The sequence below is a fragment of the Chloroflexota bacterium genome, from assembly GCA_026708035.1.
In the GTDB taxonomy this organism is placed as follows: domain Bacteria; phylum Chloroflexota; class UBA11872; order UBA11872; family UBA11872; genus JAJECS01.
The window spans coordinates 88,461-104,634 of sequence record JAPOVQ010000015.1 but is presented as its reverse complement, the minus strand read 5'-3'; the positions used below and the strand labels follow the sequence as shown (position 1 = coordinate 104,634).

11 protein-coding genes are annotated in these 16,174 nt (G+C 68.1%); 4 read left to right on the top strand and 7 right to left on the bottom strand.

Annotation, left to right across the window (positions count from 1 at the left end; all coding sequences use genetic code 11):
- From OXG33_07490 to OXG33_07480, 3 genes are all read right to left on the bottom strand, one after another.
- A partial coding sequence (locus tag OXG33_07490) for a hypothetical protein (protein ID MCY4113762.1) occupies positions 1-823 on the bottom strand: 823 nt, incomplete at its 3' end.
- A gap of 157 nt (positions 824-980) precedes the next feature.
- Positions 981-3,311, bottom strand: a complete 2,331-nt coding sequence (locus tag OXG33_07485) for a hypothetical protein (GenBank protein MCY4113761.1) — start codon at positions 3,309-3,311, stop codon at positions 981-983.
- Positions 3,312-3,506: 195 nt separating this feature from the next.
- Complete coding sequence (locus tag OXG33_07480) at positions 3,507-5,975, bottom strand: hypothetical protein (GenBank protein MCY4113760.1); 2,469 nt, start codon at positions 5,973-5,975, stop codon at positions 3,507-3,509.
- 440 nt (positions 5,976-6,415) lie between these two features.
- Here OXG33_07480 and OXG33_07475 point away from each other — a divergent pair, with 440 nt between their 5' ends.
- The 4 genes from OXG33_07475 to dgoD all read left to right on the top strand — a co-directional run bounded on the left by OXG33_07475 (position 6,416) and on the right by dgoD (position 12,184).
- Positions 6,416-8,542, top strand: a complete 2,127-nt coding sequence (locus OXG33_07475; protein MCY4113759.1) for a DNA translocase FtsK — start codon at positions 6,416-6,418, stop codon at positions 8,540-8,542.
- Positions 8,543-8,807: 265 nt separating this feature from the next.
- A complete protein-coding gene (locus tag OXG33_07470; GenBank protein MCY4113758.1) occupies positions 8,808-9,743 on the top strand; it encodes a dihydrodipicolinate synthase family protein in 936 nt (311 codons plus the stop codon).
- Positions 9,744-9,992: 249 nt separating this feature from the next.
- Entirely contained in the window at positions 9,993-10,940 is a 948-nt protein-coding gene (locus OXG33_07465) for a dihydrodipicolinate synthase family protein (GenBank protein ID MCY4113757.1), read from the top strand.
- Between the two features lie 98 nt (positions 10,941-11,038).
- Positions 11,039-12,184 (top strand): galactonate dehydratase, encoded by a 1,146-nt coding sequence (dgoD, locus tag OXG33_07460; GenBank protein ID MCY4113756.1) that lies wholly within the window; start codon positions 11,039-11,041, stop codon positions 12,182-12,184.
- A 208-nt stretch (positions 12,185-12,392) separates the two neighbouring features.
- On the opposite strand, the gene OXG33_07455 is transcribed toward dgoD, so the two are convergent.
- From OXG33_07455 to OXG33_07440, 4 genes are read right to left on the bottom strand one after another with little or no spacing between them, the layout of a single operon-like run.
- On the bottom strand, positions 12,393-13,019 hold the full coding sequence (locus OXG33_07455; protein ID MCY4113755.1) for a CDP-alcohol phosphatidyltransferase family protein: 627 nt from the start codon (positions 13,017-13,019) through the stop codon (positions 12,393-12,395).
- The gene (locus tag OXG33_07450) at positions 13,019-14,200 is read right to left on the bottom strand and encodes a glycosyltransferase family 4 protein (protein MCY4113754.1); all 1,182 of its coding nucleotides are present in this window, start codon (positions 14,198-14,200) and stop codon (positions 13,019-13,021) included. Before OXG33_07450 ends, OXG33_07455 begins: the two co-directional genes overlap by 1 nt.
- Positions 14,200-15,060: a lysophospholipid acyltransferase family protein gene (locus OXG33_07445; protein ID MCY4113753.1), complete on the bottom strand. Its 861-nt coding sequence runs from the start codon at positions 15,058-15,060 to the stop codon at positions 14,200-14,202. Before OXG33_07445 ends, OXG33_07450 begins: the two co-directional genes overlap by 1 nt.
- Positions 15,061-16,167, bottom strand: coding sequence for an inositol-3-phosphate synthase (locus tag OXG33_07440; GenBank protein MCY4113752.1), 1,107 nt, complete (start codon positions 16,165-16,167; stop codon positions 15,061-15,063). It abuts the gene before it with no gap.
- Positions 16,168-16,174: the final 7 nt, after the last annotated feature.

The window sequence follows — 16,174 nt, the reverse complement described above, 5'->3', positions numbered from 1 at the left end:
GGAAGTTGGCGTCGTAGTAGGCCGACGACTCCACCTGCGCCGCAGTGACGCCGATCCGCTCCCACGTCACGCCGTGGGTAGGGTTTTGCGTCGACACGGGGGCAGTAGGCCACCAGTCGAAGAAATGCACGGCGCTGACCGGGCGCGGCGGCCGCAGGTCGGCCCGATGCGGCACCGCGGCGTGGGCTGGGATCAGCCCCGTGGCTTCCAGCAACTCAAGGATCGAAATCCGCCGCGGCGCGGCATCCGTTTCGGGGTCGTAGACCCACGCCGCCCGCTGCGTCCGCAGGGCGTAGCCCGCGTCCGTGCGCGCCACGGCCATCGGCAGTCCATACAGCGCCAGCGCCGCGCCGTCGCTTCCCAGAGGTTTCGCCGCGGTGCGATACGCCGTCCGCAGCGCCACTCGCCACGGCTCCGCCCCCTCCAGCAGCGCCAAATGCCGATTGCGAATCTCATGCCAGCTCTGCCCCGCGTCGGCCGACCAATCGGCCGACGCCGGAATCCCAAAGTCCTCCAGCAATCGGGCGTCATGTCCCTGCGCGGACAGGAAGTCCAACACGTTCACGATGGACGCGCCACGCGTGGGGTCCGAGCGCAACAGCCCCCGTTCGAACACCTGGCGTACCCAGCCGTCGAGCAGGAAGCGACGGGAAACCGGCGCCCCAAGGGTGTCCTCGCCGCCCAGGTTCAGCCAACCCGACCAGAGGCGTACGCCCCGGTCGTCAGTGACCGAAAACCCAAGCTCGGACCCGGTCGACGCAAAAAAAGCGCCTTCGCCCGCCGACGCTGTCGGATCGTGCGCTCGAGCGTCCCCGGACCCCATCAGCACCGCGGCCGTGACTGCCGCGACGCACGCGAGACGCGCAGCGCCGCGGGCAGTCCTCGCCAGCTGCGGCCGTTGCCGCCGCGGCCTCATGCCCCTGGCGACGCTGGCAGTCGCAGCGTCCCGCCGCGTCGGCACCGACGCGGCCACGGAATCTTCAAGCCGCGGCCGCCGCGTCGGCTGGCACGTCCCGCGGCGGAACCGGTTCGAAATCCGGGATGGCCAGCGGTTCATGCAGAAACACCGCCGGGGCGCTGAAGGTGTTCCGCACCACTCGACCGTCAGGATAGATTTCAAGTCGCTGTGTGCGTCCGCCGAGCGCGAAGGTGATGGCGGGCTCAAGCTCGCGGCCATACACCGTCTCGAAGATCGCGGCCAGAGCGGCGTCGGTGGGGTTGTAGACATTGATCCAGTGGTCGTTGTCGGCCCGCACGACCAGCGCGTAGGGCTGGCCGTCCTCGTCGAAGGTCAGGTCCACGCTGGCGCCGGCCGCCGGCGTGATGCGCCAGATGTCGCCCTTGGCCAAGACCGAGTCGCTAATCGGCTGGCCGTCGCGGTCCAGAATTTCGTACCGCCCCTGCGGCCGGTCCGCTTCCACCGACTGCACAAACCGTTGCCCGAATTCGGTCGTGAAATCCGTGGCGTTCCAATAGACGATCTGGACCGATTCGGGAAGATCGGCCAGCAGCGTATCGACGTCCCGATCTGTGGTGATGCTCACCACCAGGTCGTAGCCGGCCAGGGTGACGTCAGTGGCCTGTTCGGGGGTGATGAAGTCCGCCTGAGGCACGTAGCGCCGGAGGAAGTGCCGCAGCAGCAGGCGCTGGCTCTCGAACAGGTCGTTCGTGCCCGCCGGGTACGCGTCGGCCGGGTCCCCGATGATGACCGCGCTCGGCAGATCGTCGACTCGCGTCTCGGCGAGCTTGGCGAGCTGCGCCTGCGCCAGCTCGTAACGGCGCCATTCATAGGTGTCGTCCGGGAATAGGTGTGATCCCTCCCAGAACTCGTTCCAGCTATAGATGAACACGAGGCTCGGGTTGGTGTGCGCGGCCAGCCAGGCGGTTTCCTGCAGATAGCGGTTGTCGTCGCGGACCAGGCGTGGGGTCCCATCGCGCGCGGCGACGCCGCGGTTGTCAAAGATATAGTTCCAGGTCACCACGTGATGCCCGAATTGCCACTGGGGCACGTCCACCACGAAGTTGAACGGCGCGTAGTCGTCCGGCCAGCGCTCGAACGCCAGGGCATGGACCCGGGACGAGGCTGACCAATCGAAGATCACGTCGACATCCAGGGCCTCCTCGACGCGCCGGGCGATCTCGGTGAAGAACCAGGTCCACCCGTCCACGTCATCGAGAATGTCGGGAAAGCCGTAGGCGTAAACGACCACGGGAAGCCGTCCGTGCGCGTCGTAGAGCCACAGGTCCGTCGGAATTCCCTGGTAGAAGGCGACGACTTCGTCCGCCATCTTGCTAACGCTGGCCTCGTCGGCCGCGATGTAGGCGCGATCACTCAGCACAGCCCGAGCGCCGCTGTGCAGCACCTCCCAGTCATAGAACAGCCCGATCTTGAGGTCGTGCCGTCGCAGGGAGTCGAGCACAACGGAGGACGGTTCCAGGAGGTTAGCGCCCGTCAGATACCACTCCCAGACGATGCCATCGACGCCCAGATCGCGGATCAGCTCAAAGTTCACGTCGTAGTACGCCGCCGATCCCACCTCCTCCCGTGTGAGACCGACCCGCTCCCAACTCAGCCCGTGGGTGAAGTACTCCGTCGGCAGGAAGTCAGGGCTCCACCAGTCGAAGAAATGCACGGCGCTCACCGGGCGCGGCGGCTGCAGGTGCGGCCGCTGGTCGGCGCGATGCGGCACCGTGGCATGGGCTGGGATCAGCCTCGTGGCCTGTAGCAGGTCAAGCACCGCCACCTGCCGTGGCGCGGCATCCGTTGCGGGGTCGTAGACCCACGCCGCCCGCTGGGTCCGCAACGCATAGCCCGCGTCCGTCCGCGCCACCGCCATCGGCAACCCGTACAGCGCCAGCGCCGCGTCGTTGTTCGCCAGCGGTCCGTCGGCCGTGCGATAGGCCCTCCGCAGCGCCACGCGCCACGGCTCCGCCCCCTCCAGCAGCGCCAGATGCCGGTTGAGAATCTCATCCCAGCTCTGCCCCTCGTCGGCCGACCAATCGGCCGACGCCGGGATCCCGAAGTCCTCCAGCAATTGGGCGTCGTGTCCCAATGCGGACAGGAAGTCCAGCACGTTCACGATGGACGCGCCCTGTGCAGGGTCCGAGCGCAACAGACCCCGCTCGAACACCTGCCGCACCCAGCCGCCAAGCAAGAAGCGGCGCGAGACGGGCGCCCCGAGCGTGTCTTCGCCGCCCAGGTTCATCCAGCCCGACCAGAGGCGCATACCCCGGTCGTCGGTGACCGAGAATCCGAGCGCCGATTCGTCCACCGTGTCCGACGCGAAGAAGGCGCCGAAACCCCCTGGCACTGCAGTGTCCTGCGCCTGCGCGGCGCGAGGAACGGCGACAAGAACGGCCAGGAGCACCACCAGGCACACGAAACGCGTGCGGGCGTGTCCGCCACTCGCCCAGCGGGTCCTCCGAGCCAGCATTTTCCTAGGCAACGCTCGGCCGAGCGTTGCTCGGTGTCCCGCGCGGCGGCGCGGACGATCGGCACGGCTTCCTCACGCTGGAACCGCCACGTCAGCCGGGACATCCCGCGGCGGAACCGGCTCGAAGTCCGGGATGGCGAGGGGTTCGTGCAGGAACACGGCGGGCGCGCTGAAGGTGTTCTGCACGACGCGGCCATCGGGATAGACCTCCAGCCGCTGGATGCGGTGGCCGAGCGCGAAGGTGATGGCGAGCTCAAGCTCCCGCCCGTAGACCGTCTCGAAGGCTGCGACCATGGCGGCCTCGGTAGGCCCGTAGACGTTGATCCAATGGTCGTTGTCCGCCCGCACCACGAGCGGATACGACTTACCCTCGAACTCAAAGGCCAAGGCGATCTCGGTCCCAACCGCAGGTGTGGCCAGCCAGACGTCGCCACCCAGATTGATCGTGTCGTCGGTCGTTGCGCCGTCATCGTCCAGGAGATGGAACTCTCCGGCGGGGCGCTCCGTCGCGGCCGCCTGCGCGAAGCGTTGGGCCAGGTCCGTGCTCAGGTCGGTGGCGTTCCAGTAGACAATCTGGACCGATTCGGGAAGCTCGACCAGCACTGAATCGACTGTCCGGTCAGTGGTCAGGCTCACGATCAAGTCATAGCCGGCCAATGCGTCCTGGGATACCTGCGCCGGCGTCATGAAGTCGGCCTGGGGCACGTAGCGCCGCAGCAAGTGACGCAGCAGCAGGCGCTGGCTCTCGAACAGGCCGTTGGTCCCCTGTGGGTACGCATCCGCCGCGTCGCCAATGATGACCGCGCGGGGCAGGTCGTCGGCCCGCGTCTCGGCCAGCTTTGCCAGCTGCGCCCGCGCCAGCTCGTAGCGCCGCCACTCATAGGTATCGTCCGGGAAGAGATGCGAGCCTTCCCAGAACTCGTTCCAACTGTAGATGAAGATCAGGCTGGGATTCGTGTGCGCGGCCAGCCAGGCGGTCTCCTGGAGGTAGCGGTTGTCGTCGCGGATCACGCGCAGCCGCGTGCCGCGCGCGCCGCCGCGATTGTCGAAGATGTAATTCCAGGTCACGACGTGATGCCCGAATTGCCACTGCGGCGCGTCAACCACGAAATTGAACGACGCGTAGTCGTCCGGCCAGCGCTCGAACGCCAGGGCCTGGACCCGCGTCTCGGCCGTCCAATCGAAGATCACATCGACCTCCAGCGCCGTCTCGACCCTGCCCGCAAGCTCGGTGAAGAACCAGGTCCACCCGTCCACGTCTTCGAGCACTTCGGGAAAGCCGAAGGCGTAGACGATCACCGGGAGCCGTCCGTCCGCGTCGTACAGCCACAGGTCCCGCGGGATTTCCTGATAAAAGGCGATCACTTCGTCCGCGATCTTGCTGACGCTGGCCTCGTCGGCGGCGATGTAGTCCTGCTCGCTGAGCGCCGGCTGGCTGCCGGCGTGCAGCAACTCCCAGTCGTAGAACAGACCGATCTTCAAGCCGTGGCGTCGCAAGGAGTCGAGCACGACAGGCGTGGGCGTGAGATCCACACCCTCGTACCACTCCCACACGACACCGTCGACACCCAGATCGCGGATCAGCCTGAAGTTCACGTCGTAGTAGGCCGACGACCCGATCTCCTCACGCGTCAGGCCAATCCGCTCCCAACTCAGCCCGTGGGTGAAGTAGTCCGTCGGCAGGTAGTCGGGCCTCCACCAGTCGAAGAAGTGCACGGCGCTCACCGGGCGCGGCGGCTGCAGGTGGGGCCGCTGGTCGGCCCGATGCGGCACGGTGGCGTGGGCCGGGATCAGCTCCGCGGCCCGCAGCATCTCGAGCACTGAGATCCGACGCGGCGCCGCGTCAGTATCCGGGTCGTAGACCCACGCCGCCCGTTGGGTCCGCAACGCGTAGCCCATGTCGGTCTGCGCCAGGGCCATCGGCAACCCATACAGCGCAAGCGCCGCATCGTTGTTCGCCAGCGGCTCACGCGCCGTACGAAACGCCGCCCGCAGCGCCACGCGCCACGGCTCCGCCCCCTCCAGCAGCGCCAGGTGGCGCTGCCGTATGTCAGTCCAGCTCTGCCCCTCGTCCGCCGACCAATCGGCTGACGCCGGGATGCCAAAGTCCTTCAGCAATTGGGCGTCGTGCCCGCGCGCGGATAGGAAGTCCAGCACGTTCACAATCGACGCGCCCCGCGCGGGATCCGCGCGCAAGAGGCCCCGCTCGAACACCTGCCGCACCCAGCCGTCGAGCAGGAAGCGGCGCGAGACCGGCGCCCCAAGGGCGTTCTCTCCGCCGAGGTCCCGCCACCCGGACCAGAGGCGCATGCCCCGGTCGTCGGTGACCGAAAACCCGAGCGCGGATTCGTCTGCCGTGACCGACGCGAAGAAGGCGCCGGCATTGATCGACGTGCCCGGCTCGACGGCGCGAGCTGCGGGCGCGCCGACGCCCAATGCCGCCGCGAGCATCGCCACGCCCGCCAGCCACCCGGCGGCGCGCCCGCAGTCCGCACCGCGCCGGGTCCTGATCACCAGTCTGGGTCGCAAGGCGTTGACCATCGTCCCCGCGTTGATAACGCTCCCCTGCTCTGTTCACGCAGCGTCGGCCGAGCATGGGTACTATCGCACCCTATCCGCGCAAGCGAACGCTGTCATCCGGTCGCCGTGGGGAACGGGCGGCGCAACAACGCCCCGGATCGCGAATGCCTGGAATCTGCCCCAGCCCCACTAGAAAATCGTGCGTCGCGCCGGATATCATCTGTAGAGGGTTGTCGACGCGCCGGAATCCGAGGCTTATCCAGCCAAGGCGCGGAGTCGGCCCGCCAATTGAGATTCGGAACTCGCTCGGGAGGCACTAGTTCCACCAGACCCGGCGGCGGCCGGCGAGCGTGCCGATCGTCACTGAGGTCTAGCGCCGGCGCGCGTCATGCCGCGCCGGCAAGGAGTGCCTCGTGGCCAAAACGCGCCGGGCAGCGGCTCCCGCGCCCCGTGCAGTCCGAATGGAACGCTGGGACGTGCTCGGGCTTGTCGGAATCGTTCTCAGCGCGCTTGGCCTGACCGCATTCATCGGTCTCTTCAGCCGTGATGGATTTGTCGTCGCCGCAAGCGGCGCGGCCTACATCGAGGGCTTCGGCCGCGCGGCGCCGATCGCCGCGATTGCGTGCATCCTGGTGGGCCCCGCGCTGCTGCTGAGCGGAGTGCGGAAGCGACCGATCATCGGACCGGGGCACGTCGCCGCGGCGGTGGTGTTCGTGCTAGGGCTTGCCGCGCTGGTCGGTCTGGCGGCCCCGGAAGACGCGCTGGCGGCCGACAGCGGCGGCTGGGTTGGCCGGTTTATCGGCCACGGGCTCGCGGCGAGCGTGGGCGGGGCTCCGGCTTATGCGCTGCTGGCCATTGCAACGGTGGCCGCCGTCGGCTACGCCCTGCTGGCATCGGCGCGCGGCGCGGCGACGACGCGGTTCACGGGGCGGCTGCTCATCGATGGCGCCGTGCACCTGGCGCGGATCGCCGCCGCGACGGCCTCCGCCGCCAAACGTCGCCTTGTTCCGATCTTCCGGCCGCAATCCGGGGATCGATCGCGCAAGGCGTCGGAATCGCCCGCGCCGGCGGATGCCGCCCCCGAAGAGGTCAATGGCTCGTCGACACCCGAAGACTGGCAGCAGGGGCCGCTGATCCGCACCGCGCCCACCGTGGCGACGGCGCCCGCCGCCGAGGACGATGACGAAGGGCCGTGGACGCTGCCGCCGATGGAACTGATGCAACCGACGCCTCCCGCGACGGACGTACCCGACGCCGAGATTCGGGCCAAGGCCCAGGTAATCGTGGATACGCTGGGCTCATTCAACATCGAGGCCAGCGTGCCGGAGGCGATTCCGGGGCCGGTGGTCACCCAGTACCTGGTGCGGCCGGGCACCGGAGTCAAGGTGGCGCGGATTACGGCGCTGGCCAACGACCTGGCCCTGAAGCTGGCCGCGCGCAGTCTGCGCATCGAGGCGCCGGTGCCGGGGCGTCCTTATCTGGGTATCGAGCTCCCCAATGACGAGCCGCTGGTCGTCAGCGTGCGCGAGGTCATGGAGGCCGAGGCGTGGGTGACGTCACGCGCCAACCTCAAGCTGGCGCTGGGCAAGGACGTGGCCGGCATGGTGCGGGTGGTCGATTTGACCGCGATGCCGCACCTGCTGATTGCAGGGTCCACCGGCGCCGGGAAGTCCGTATGCCTCACGTCGTTGATCACAGGCTTGCTCTGCCAGACCACGCCGGACGAGCTGCACTTGGTGCTGATCGACCCCAAGATGGTTGAGCTGGTGACCTTCGACGGCGTGCCCCACCTGCGCATGCCCGTCGTGACGGACATCGACGACGCGGTGCCGGTGCTCACGTGGGTCAGCCGCGAGATGGCCCGGCGCTACCGCATCTTCAACAAGGCCGGCGTGCGCAACATCACCTCCTACAACGCGAACCCGACCGAGGCCACCGACGGCAAGCCCTTGCCCTACCTGGTCACGGTGATCGATGAGCTGGCGGACCTGATGATGACGGCGCCGGGCGACGTCGAACGCCTGCTGGCTCGACTGGCCCAGCTGGCGCGCGCCACGGGCATCCACCTGGTGGTCTCGACGCAGCGGCCCTCGGTGGACGTTGTGACGGGCCTGATCAAGGCGAATTTCCCGACGCGCATCTCCTTCATGGTCAGCAGCCAGGCCGACTCGCGCACGATCCTGGACGGGGCTGGGGCCGAGCGGCTGATCGGCCGGGGCGACATGCTGTTCGCGCCACCGGAGGGCGGTAAGCCGATCCGCGTGCAGGGCGTGTACACCGACGACGCGGAGATCAACGGGGTGGTCGATCACTGGCGCGAGCAGGGCGAGCCGCAGACGCTGACGACCGAAGATCTGCACGACGCCATCGAGCAGGGCGACTCCGAGGAAGACGAGCTGTACGTGTCCGCGACGGAGCTGGTGATGCGGCACGAGAGCATCACGCCCGACCTGCTGAGCCGCGAGCTCCAGGTCGGCCGATCCAAGGCGCAAAAGCTGGCCATGCAGCTGGAGGCCGAGGGATTCGTCGGGCCGCCGGAGCCGCAGTCGGCGCGGCGCCAGGTGTTGCAGCGCAGCGAGACGGGCTAACGCCCGTCCAGGGCTACCGCCGGCCAGCCACGAGGGCTACCCCGACACCGACATGTTCCCTGTAGGGGCGCCCCTCGTGGGCGCCCTCCTTCGATCTCCGCTTCGGGCGGCCACAAGAGCTGCCCCTACACGATCGTCCCGCCTTCTCGGAGGATGGCTGATGCGCCCGGCGCATTGACGCTGACGCCCGGCCCGGCTATAAGCGACGAAAGCGCCGGGCGTGCGCGACATACCGCGTCGCCGCAAGCGGGTGGAGGCTCTGCCGATGACGCGTGACGAAATCCGGGATCTGATTCAAGGGCCGATTGCGACGGTCCCCACGCCGTTCGACGACGACTTCGAGGTCGATCACGGCTGCATGCACGCGATCACCCAATGGTGGGTGGAGCAGGGCCTGGTGAAAGGCGCCGCCGTCATCAAGGTGGCGGCGGCCATGGGCGAGGGCCCGATGCTGAGCGACGAGGAGTGGCCCGCGCTCCTGCGCACGGTGGTGCAGGCGGCCGACGACCGCGCGGCAATCGTCTGCGGGCTCCACTACAAGGACACCAAGCGCACGATCGAGGACGCCAAGCGCGCCCAGGACCTGGGCGCCATGGCGTTGCAGGTGTGTCCGCCGGTCTTCAACCTGCCGAGCCAAGGCGACGCGATTGACTATTTCAGCGACCTGTCCGACGCCATCGACATCGGCGTGATGGTCTATCACACCCACTGGCTGCCGGGTGGTCGGATGGAGGTGGAGACCCTGGACACCATCGCGGACATCGACCAGGTGGTGAGCATCAAGTGGGCGGCGCCGGCGGACGTCGACTACGACGAGATGGCCCGCTTTACGGACCGGGTGAGCGTGATTGACAACGGCGGCGGGCCGATCCGCTGTCACCAACTCGGCGGGCGCGGCTACATCAACCTCACCTCGGATATCCATCCGGCGCATGACCTGCGCGTGTGGGAGCTGATGGAGTCGAAGCAGTACGACGAGGCGGAGACGTTGTTCGAGTCCGTGAACGAGCCGCTGCGTCTGTTCGCCGAGCGCATGGACCAGCGATCCGGCGGGCAAGGACGGGTGAAGAAGGGGTTGACGGCGGTGATGGGCCGCCCGATGGGGGCCTCGCGGCCGCCGTCGAAGCCCCTCAACGACCAGGAGCTCGATGAGCTCCGCGAGATCGTGCGCGGATTCGGATGGCCGGTGGCCGATCGCTAGTGGCGCGTGGTGTCCGGTCCCTTCTCCCCTCGTGGGAGAAGGCTAGGATGAGGGGGTGCCCGCGATCGCGTCGCGAGGGGGACATGCGACATTGCCCGCACCCTCACCCCCGTATCAAGTACGGGGCAGGCTCTAACCCTCTCCCGTCAAGGGAGAGGGAATCGGATGGCGGCCGAAGCGCGGTAGACCCGTGATTGCTGCGCACCGGGCCCCACGGCTCCACCGCCATTGGCAACGGGAGGTAGGCCCATGCTGACCATCGACGAGGCGAAGGCACGGCTGCAAGGCGTGGTCGTGCCGATCGCGACGATCTTCACCGACGACGGCGCGGTCGATCTCAACGGCCTGGCGTCAAACGTGCAGTGGCTGATCGACCAGGGCGCACGGCAAGGGAACACGGTGCTGCTGGCCGCGGGGTCGGGCGGCGATTTCACGGTGTTGAGCACGGCAGAGCGGCGCCAGGTGATCCGGACCATCGTGGAGGTGAGCGGCGGACAGGTTCCGGTGATGGCCGGGGTGCAGAGCACTGACATCCGCGTCGTGATCGAGCTGTGCCAATTTTGCGAGGACCTGGGCGTGGATGCGGCGCAGATCAGCGCGGCGTACTACTACACGGTGACGCCCGAGGACGCCGTGGCCTGGCACGAGGAAGTGGCGCGGCACACCAACGTGGGCTTCGCGGCCTACAGCCATTGGTACAGCGGGTCGAAATACGACGTGCCGGTGGACCTGATGGCGCGACTGGTCGAGTTGCCCAACACGATCGCCGTGAAGTGGGGCTCGCCGGACATGGGCAGCCACCTCGACGGGCTGCGGCGGTTCCTACCGCTGGCGGCGGTGGTGGACAACTCGCCGCTGGTGGTCTTGGGACACATCCTCGGCTGCCGCGCCTGGATCAGCCACGTGCCCAACTTCCTGCCGCAGCACTCCTGGCGCGTGTGCGACCTGATGCAGGCCCGCCGCTACGAGGAGGCGCAGCGCGTCTTCGACGACTTCATGGTTCCATACGGCGAGATCATCGGCCGCATCGGCGCGCAGACGGCGGGCGAGGGCGTGTTCGTGAAGCCGTGGATGGAGGCGATGGGCCTGCAGGCCGGAGGGTCGCGGCTGCCGTCGCGGGATGCCGCGGCAACGCCCGAAACGCACGCGGAGATTCGCGAAATCCTGGCGCGGCAGCGCGAGGCGGTGCCGGCGTAGGGTTGTCCGGTGGCCCGCGCTGCCTGCAGCGTGATCCAGCGGGTGCGGCGTCCGCCTATCATCAGTCCCATAGCGGCCCTGCACGGAAAGCCACCGCCATGCGCATCACGGACATCCGCACGATTCCGGTCTTCGCCGAGCACCGGAACATCAACTACCTGATCACCAAGGTTGAGACCGACCGCGGGATCTATGGCCTCGGCGAGTCCGCGATCGCCGGCAAGGAACGCGCGGTTGCGGGAGTCATCGAGCACTTCCGCCCGCTGCTGATCGGCGAGGACCCGCGGCGCATCGACCATCTGTGGCAGCGCATGTTTCGCGGCAGCTTCTTCAAGGCCGGGCCCATCCTGGGCGCGGCGATCTCGGCCATCGACATCGCCCTCTGGGACATCAAGGGCAAGGCGCTGGGCGTTCCGGTGTGGGAGCTGCTCGGCGGCAAGTGCCGCGACGGCGTGGTCGCCTACCCGCACGTCACCGGCAAGACCCTGGACGCGTTGCTGGCCGACGCCGACCGCGCGCTGGCGCAGAGCTACCGCTTCGTGCGCTACGGCTTTCCGGGCGTCGAGCCGCAGGGCGGGGTGCTGGAGCCCCGGCGCGCCGTGCCGGTCGCCATCGAGACCGCCGAGGCCATGCGCCGGCACGTGGGGCCGGACATCGAGATTTGCATCGACTTTCACACCCGCCTCGACCCGAACGAGGCCGTGCGGCTGTGCAAGGGCCTCGAGCCGCTGGACATATTCTTCGCCGAAGACCCCGTGCGCTCCGAGCGGCCCGAGGCCTACGCCTACGTGCGCCGTCACACCCACGTCCCCATTGCCGGCGGCGAGGAGCTGGCCTCCAAATGGGAGTTTCAGCCGCTCATCGAGGGCGACCTGATCGACTACGTGCGGACCGACCTGTGCATCGTCGGTGGATTCACCGAGGCGCGGAAGATCGCCGGCTGGGCCGAGTCGCACCACCAATACCTCGCGCCGCACAGCCCCATGGGACCGATCTCGCTGGCCGCGTGCGTGCACCTGGACATCGCCAGCCCCCTTGTCGGGGTGCAGGAGCTGCCGGAGGTGCCCGGCGCGCTGGCGGATGTGTTCCCGCAGCAGATGACCTTCGAGGACGGCCACCTGATCGCGCCGACCGCGCCCGGCATCGGCGTGGACATCGACGAAGAGGCCGCGGCCAACCATCCGTTCCAGATGCGACCGGTCCACGAGCTCCGCCGCCACGACGGCTCGGTCACGAACTGGTAGCCCAATAGTAGGAACACGGGATCTGTAGGGGCGCCCCTAGTGGGCGCCCGTGACTGCTTGCCAGTCGACGCCTGGCGATCAGGGCAGCCACAAGGGCTGCCCCTACGCGGACTCGGATCCAGGGCGCCGCGAATCCGCTGCTCGATCAGGGCAGCCACGAGGGCTGCCCCTACGCGGACTCGGATTCAGGGCGCCGCGAGTCCGCCGCTCAGGCCGTGTCGCCGTCGCCCTCGTTTGCCTTGAGCTTCTTCGCGCGCTCGATCTGGCTGTGCACGTGCAGCACGCGCTGGGCGGCGGTGAGCTGGGTGGCGATGGCGAGAAACCACATGGCCCCGCTCAGCACCCCGAACGGCGTCAGCAGCGCGATGCCCAGCACGATCAGCCGCTCCGGTCGTTGGAAGAAGCCGACCTTGCACTCCACGCCCAGGCCCTCGGCGCGGGCGCGGGTGTAGCTGATCAGCATGGACCCGATCAGCGTCAGCAGAGCGAGCACCGTCTCCGCCCGCGCGCCGACGTCGACGAAATACCAGGTGAGCCCGGCGAATATGACGCCCTCGCCCCAGCGGTCCAGGGTGGAGTCCAGGAACGCGCCGAAGTCCGACCGCCGGTTGCTGACGCGGGCCACGGCGCCGTCGAACATGTCGAATCCGGCGCTGAAGAGCAGCATCACGCCGCCGGCGACCTGCCAGCCCAGCGCGATGACCACGGCCGTCGGAAACGACAGCACGAGCCCGGTGATCGTCAGCACATTGGGGTCGATGCCGGTGCGCGCCAACGGCGCCACCACGCGCTCGGCCAGGCGGCGCGATCGGGCCTGCATCCGTTGGTTGATCATCAGCGCGTCCCCGCCTCGGCGGCCTTGGGCGAGAAGGCCCAATAGCGACCGCCGATCTCGCGTTCGTTGAGCAACTCTTCGTAGTAGTCCGCCACCCGGGCCGCGATCTTCGGCCAGGCAAACGCCTGGGCGCGCTGCTCGCCGAACGCGGACATTTGCGCGCGCTTGGTCTCGTTGCGCATCAGGCGGAGCAGCGTGCGCGCCAGCGCCGCGTCATCCTTGGGCGGCACCAGCAGGGCGCCCTCGCCGTCCAGCAGCAGCGCGCGGTAGCCGGGAATGTCGCTGGCCACCACCGGCAGGCCGGCGGCCATGGCCTCAAGCAGCACCACCCCCTGGCTCTCCCCACCCAGCGCCGGCGAGCAGAAGACGTGCGAACTCTTGAGGTAGCGCTGCTTGTCCTCCTGGCTCACGTAGCCCGCGAAGACCACGTTGCGCAGGCCAAGCTGGTCGACCTGTCGCTGGTAGATGCGGCGTTGGCGGGGACGGTAGGCCCCCACGAGCACCAGCCGGGTGCGGGGTTGCATCTGCTGGACCAACTGCATCGCCCGCAGCAGCACCGAGAGGCCCTTGCGCTTGTCGAAGCGTCCCACGAACAGGATGTTGAAGAACCCGTCGTTCAACTGCGGCAAGGGCTCGGCTTTTCGACCGTAGAAGTCGACGTCGATGCCGTTGGGAATGATGCGGTACTCGCCGCGGTAGGAGCGGTACACCAGGTCCCGCGCCGCCTGTGACACGGCGATCTTGCCGTCGAGCTTGCGTTGCAGCCGGCGAATGAGCGGCCGCGTGGTGTGATAGACGAACGCCGACTTGCGCGCCGCGTGGAACGTTCCGACATTCAGCGCCTTGGAGTGGCGCAGCACGGTGAGCGGCAAGGCCGGCACGAGCGGTTCCTGCAGATGGACCACGTCGAACTGGCGCTCGTCCAGGAAGCGGCGCACCCGCGGCAGCAGCGCGGGCGACAGCGTGAGCCGGGCCGTCGACTGATTCACCGGCAGCGGCACGATGCGGCGCCCGACCCGGTAAAAGTTGGGATTCTCCACCTCGGGCGTCTCGGCCGACGACGGCGCCATGATTGCGACCTCATGCCCCAGTGCCCGGAACTCGCGGTCCAGGGCCAGCACGTGCTCCGTCACCCCGCCCGGGTACGGGAAGTCGTAGGGCGAAACCTGAAGAATGCGCACTAGCCGGCGGCCTCCCACATGGACCGGAACATATACCACTGCTCCGGCGCCTTGCGGATGAGCGCTTCGAGATCCCACATCACCTGCTGCATGCCCTGCTGCACGGCCTCGTCGCGCGGCATGTTCCGGTCCCAGAAGATGGGCGGCATCGCGTGTGCGGTGTAGGTGCCGTCGCCGTTGCGCGTCATGCCGCCCACCAGCAGCGGACTGCCGGCGCGCTGCGCCAGGGCGGCGGACCCCGGCGGTACCCACGCCTCGCGCCCGAAGAATTCCACCTTAACGCCTCGTCCCGGGGTGGGCCGGTCGGCCAGCAGAGCGACATATTCACCCCGGCGCAGCGCCCGCAAGATCTCCCGCGCGGCGTTCCCGAGTTGAATGCTCTGGAGGTCGAGCTTGGCCCGCACGTGGTCCAGCATGCCGGTCACCGCACGGCTGCGCATGGTCTCCGCCACCACGTGCGTCGGATGGTCCAGCGAGACCAGCCCGCCGCACCACTCCCAGTTCCCGAAATGGGCCGTGATCATGATGCCGCCCTTGCGCTGCTCGTGGAGCGCCTTGAAGTGCTCAAAGCCCTCGATGCGCACCGTTCGCCGGATCAAGTCCGCCTGCGACAGCCGGAAGCTGCGCAGGAAGTCGATCACGTGGTCGACGAACGCCACAACCGACCGCCGGGCGAGGTCTTGCGCGCGCGGGTCGGACGGCGGCAGGTCCAGCACCACCGACATATTGGCGATCGTGTTGCGGCGCACCCGCGGCACGAGCAGGAAGATCAACGTGCCCAGCACGCGCGCGACCGCCGTCGAGATCGGTCGCGGTATCCAGCCGACCAGATGCGAGCCGAGCTCGAACAGCGCGATCATCTACGCGGGATCGGCCGCCGATCCGGCCGCCGCCACCGTGGCCGACGCAATGAACTCCTCCATCATGTCGTGGGCTTCGGCATCGGTGTATTGAATGGGCGGGGACTTCATGAGGTAGGCCGACGGGCCTTCCAGCGCCCCGGACACCCCACGCGTCATCGCGATCTTGCAGCAGCGCACGGCGTCGATCACGATGCCCGCCGAGTTGGGCGAGTCCCAGACCTCGAGCTTCAGCTCCAGGTTAAGCGGCTGCCCGCCGAAGGACTGACCCTCCAGGCGGATGAACGCCCACTTGCGGTCGCCGAGCCACTCGACATAGTCGCTGGGCCCGATGTGGACGTTGCCCGGCCCGATGTCGTACTCCAGCTGGCTCGTCACGGCGTTGGTCTTGGAGACCTTCTTGGACTCCAGCCGCTCGCGCTCCAGCATGTTCTTGAAGTCGGAGTTGCCGCCCACGTTCAGCTGATAGGTGCGCTCAAGGTTCACGCCGCGATCCCGAAACAGCCGGGTCAGGACCCGGTGCACGATCGTGGCCCCGACCTGTGACTTGATGTCGTCGCCGATGATGGGCACCTGCGCTCGTTCGAACCGCTGCTGCCAGTAGTCCTCGCGCGCGATGAACACCGGCATGCAGTTCACCATGGCGCAGCCGGCCTGCAGCACCTGCTCCACGTACCACTTGGTGGCTTCCTCGCTGCCCACCGGCAGGTAGTTGATCACCACGTCGGTGTGGGTGTCCTGCAGCAGCTCGACGATGTCGTCGGTGGAGCCGTCGGCCTTGACGACCGTGTCCGCCATGTAGCGGCCAATGCCGTCGTGGGTCATGCCGCGCGCCACCGCGACGTCCTGGTGCGGGACATCGGAGAACTTCACCGTGTTGTTCGGCTCAGCGTAGATCGCCTCGCTCAGGTCGGTCCCGACCTTGTTGCGGTCGACGTCGATGGCCGCCGAGAACTCGATGTCGCCAACGTGATAGGGGCCCAGCACGGTGTGCATGAGCCCGGGGATGAACTCATCGGCAGGGGCGTTGCGATAGTGCGCAACCCCTTGCACCAACGACGAGGCGCAGTTGCCGACGCCAATGATCCCAACGCGAACCGTGGACATGGTGACT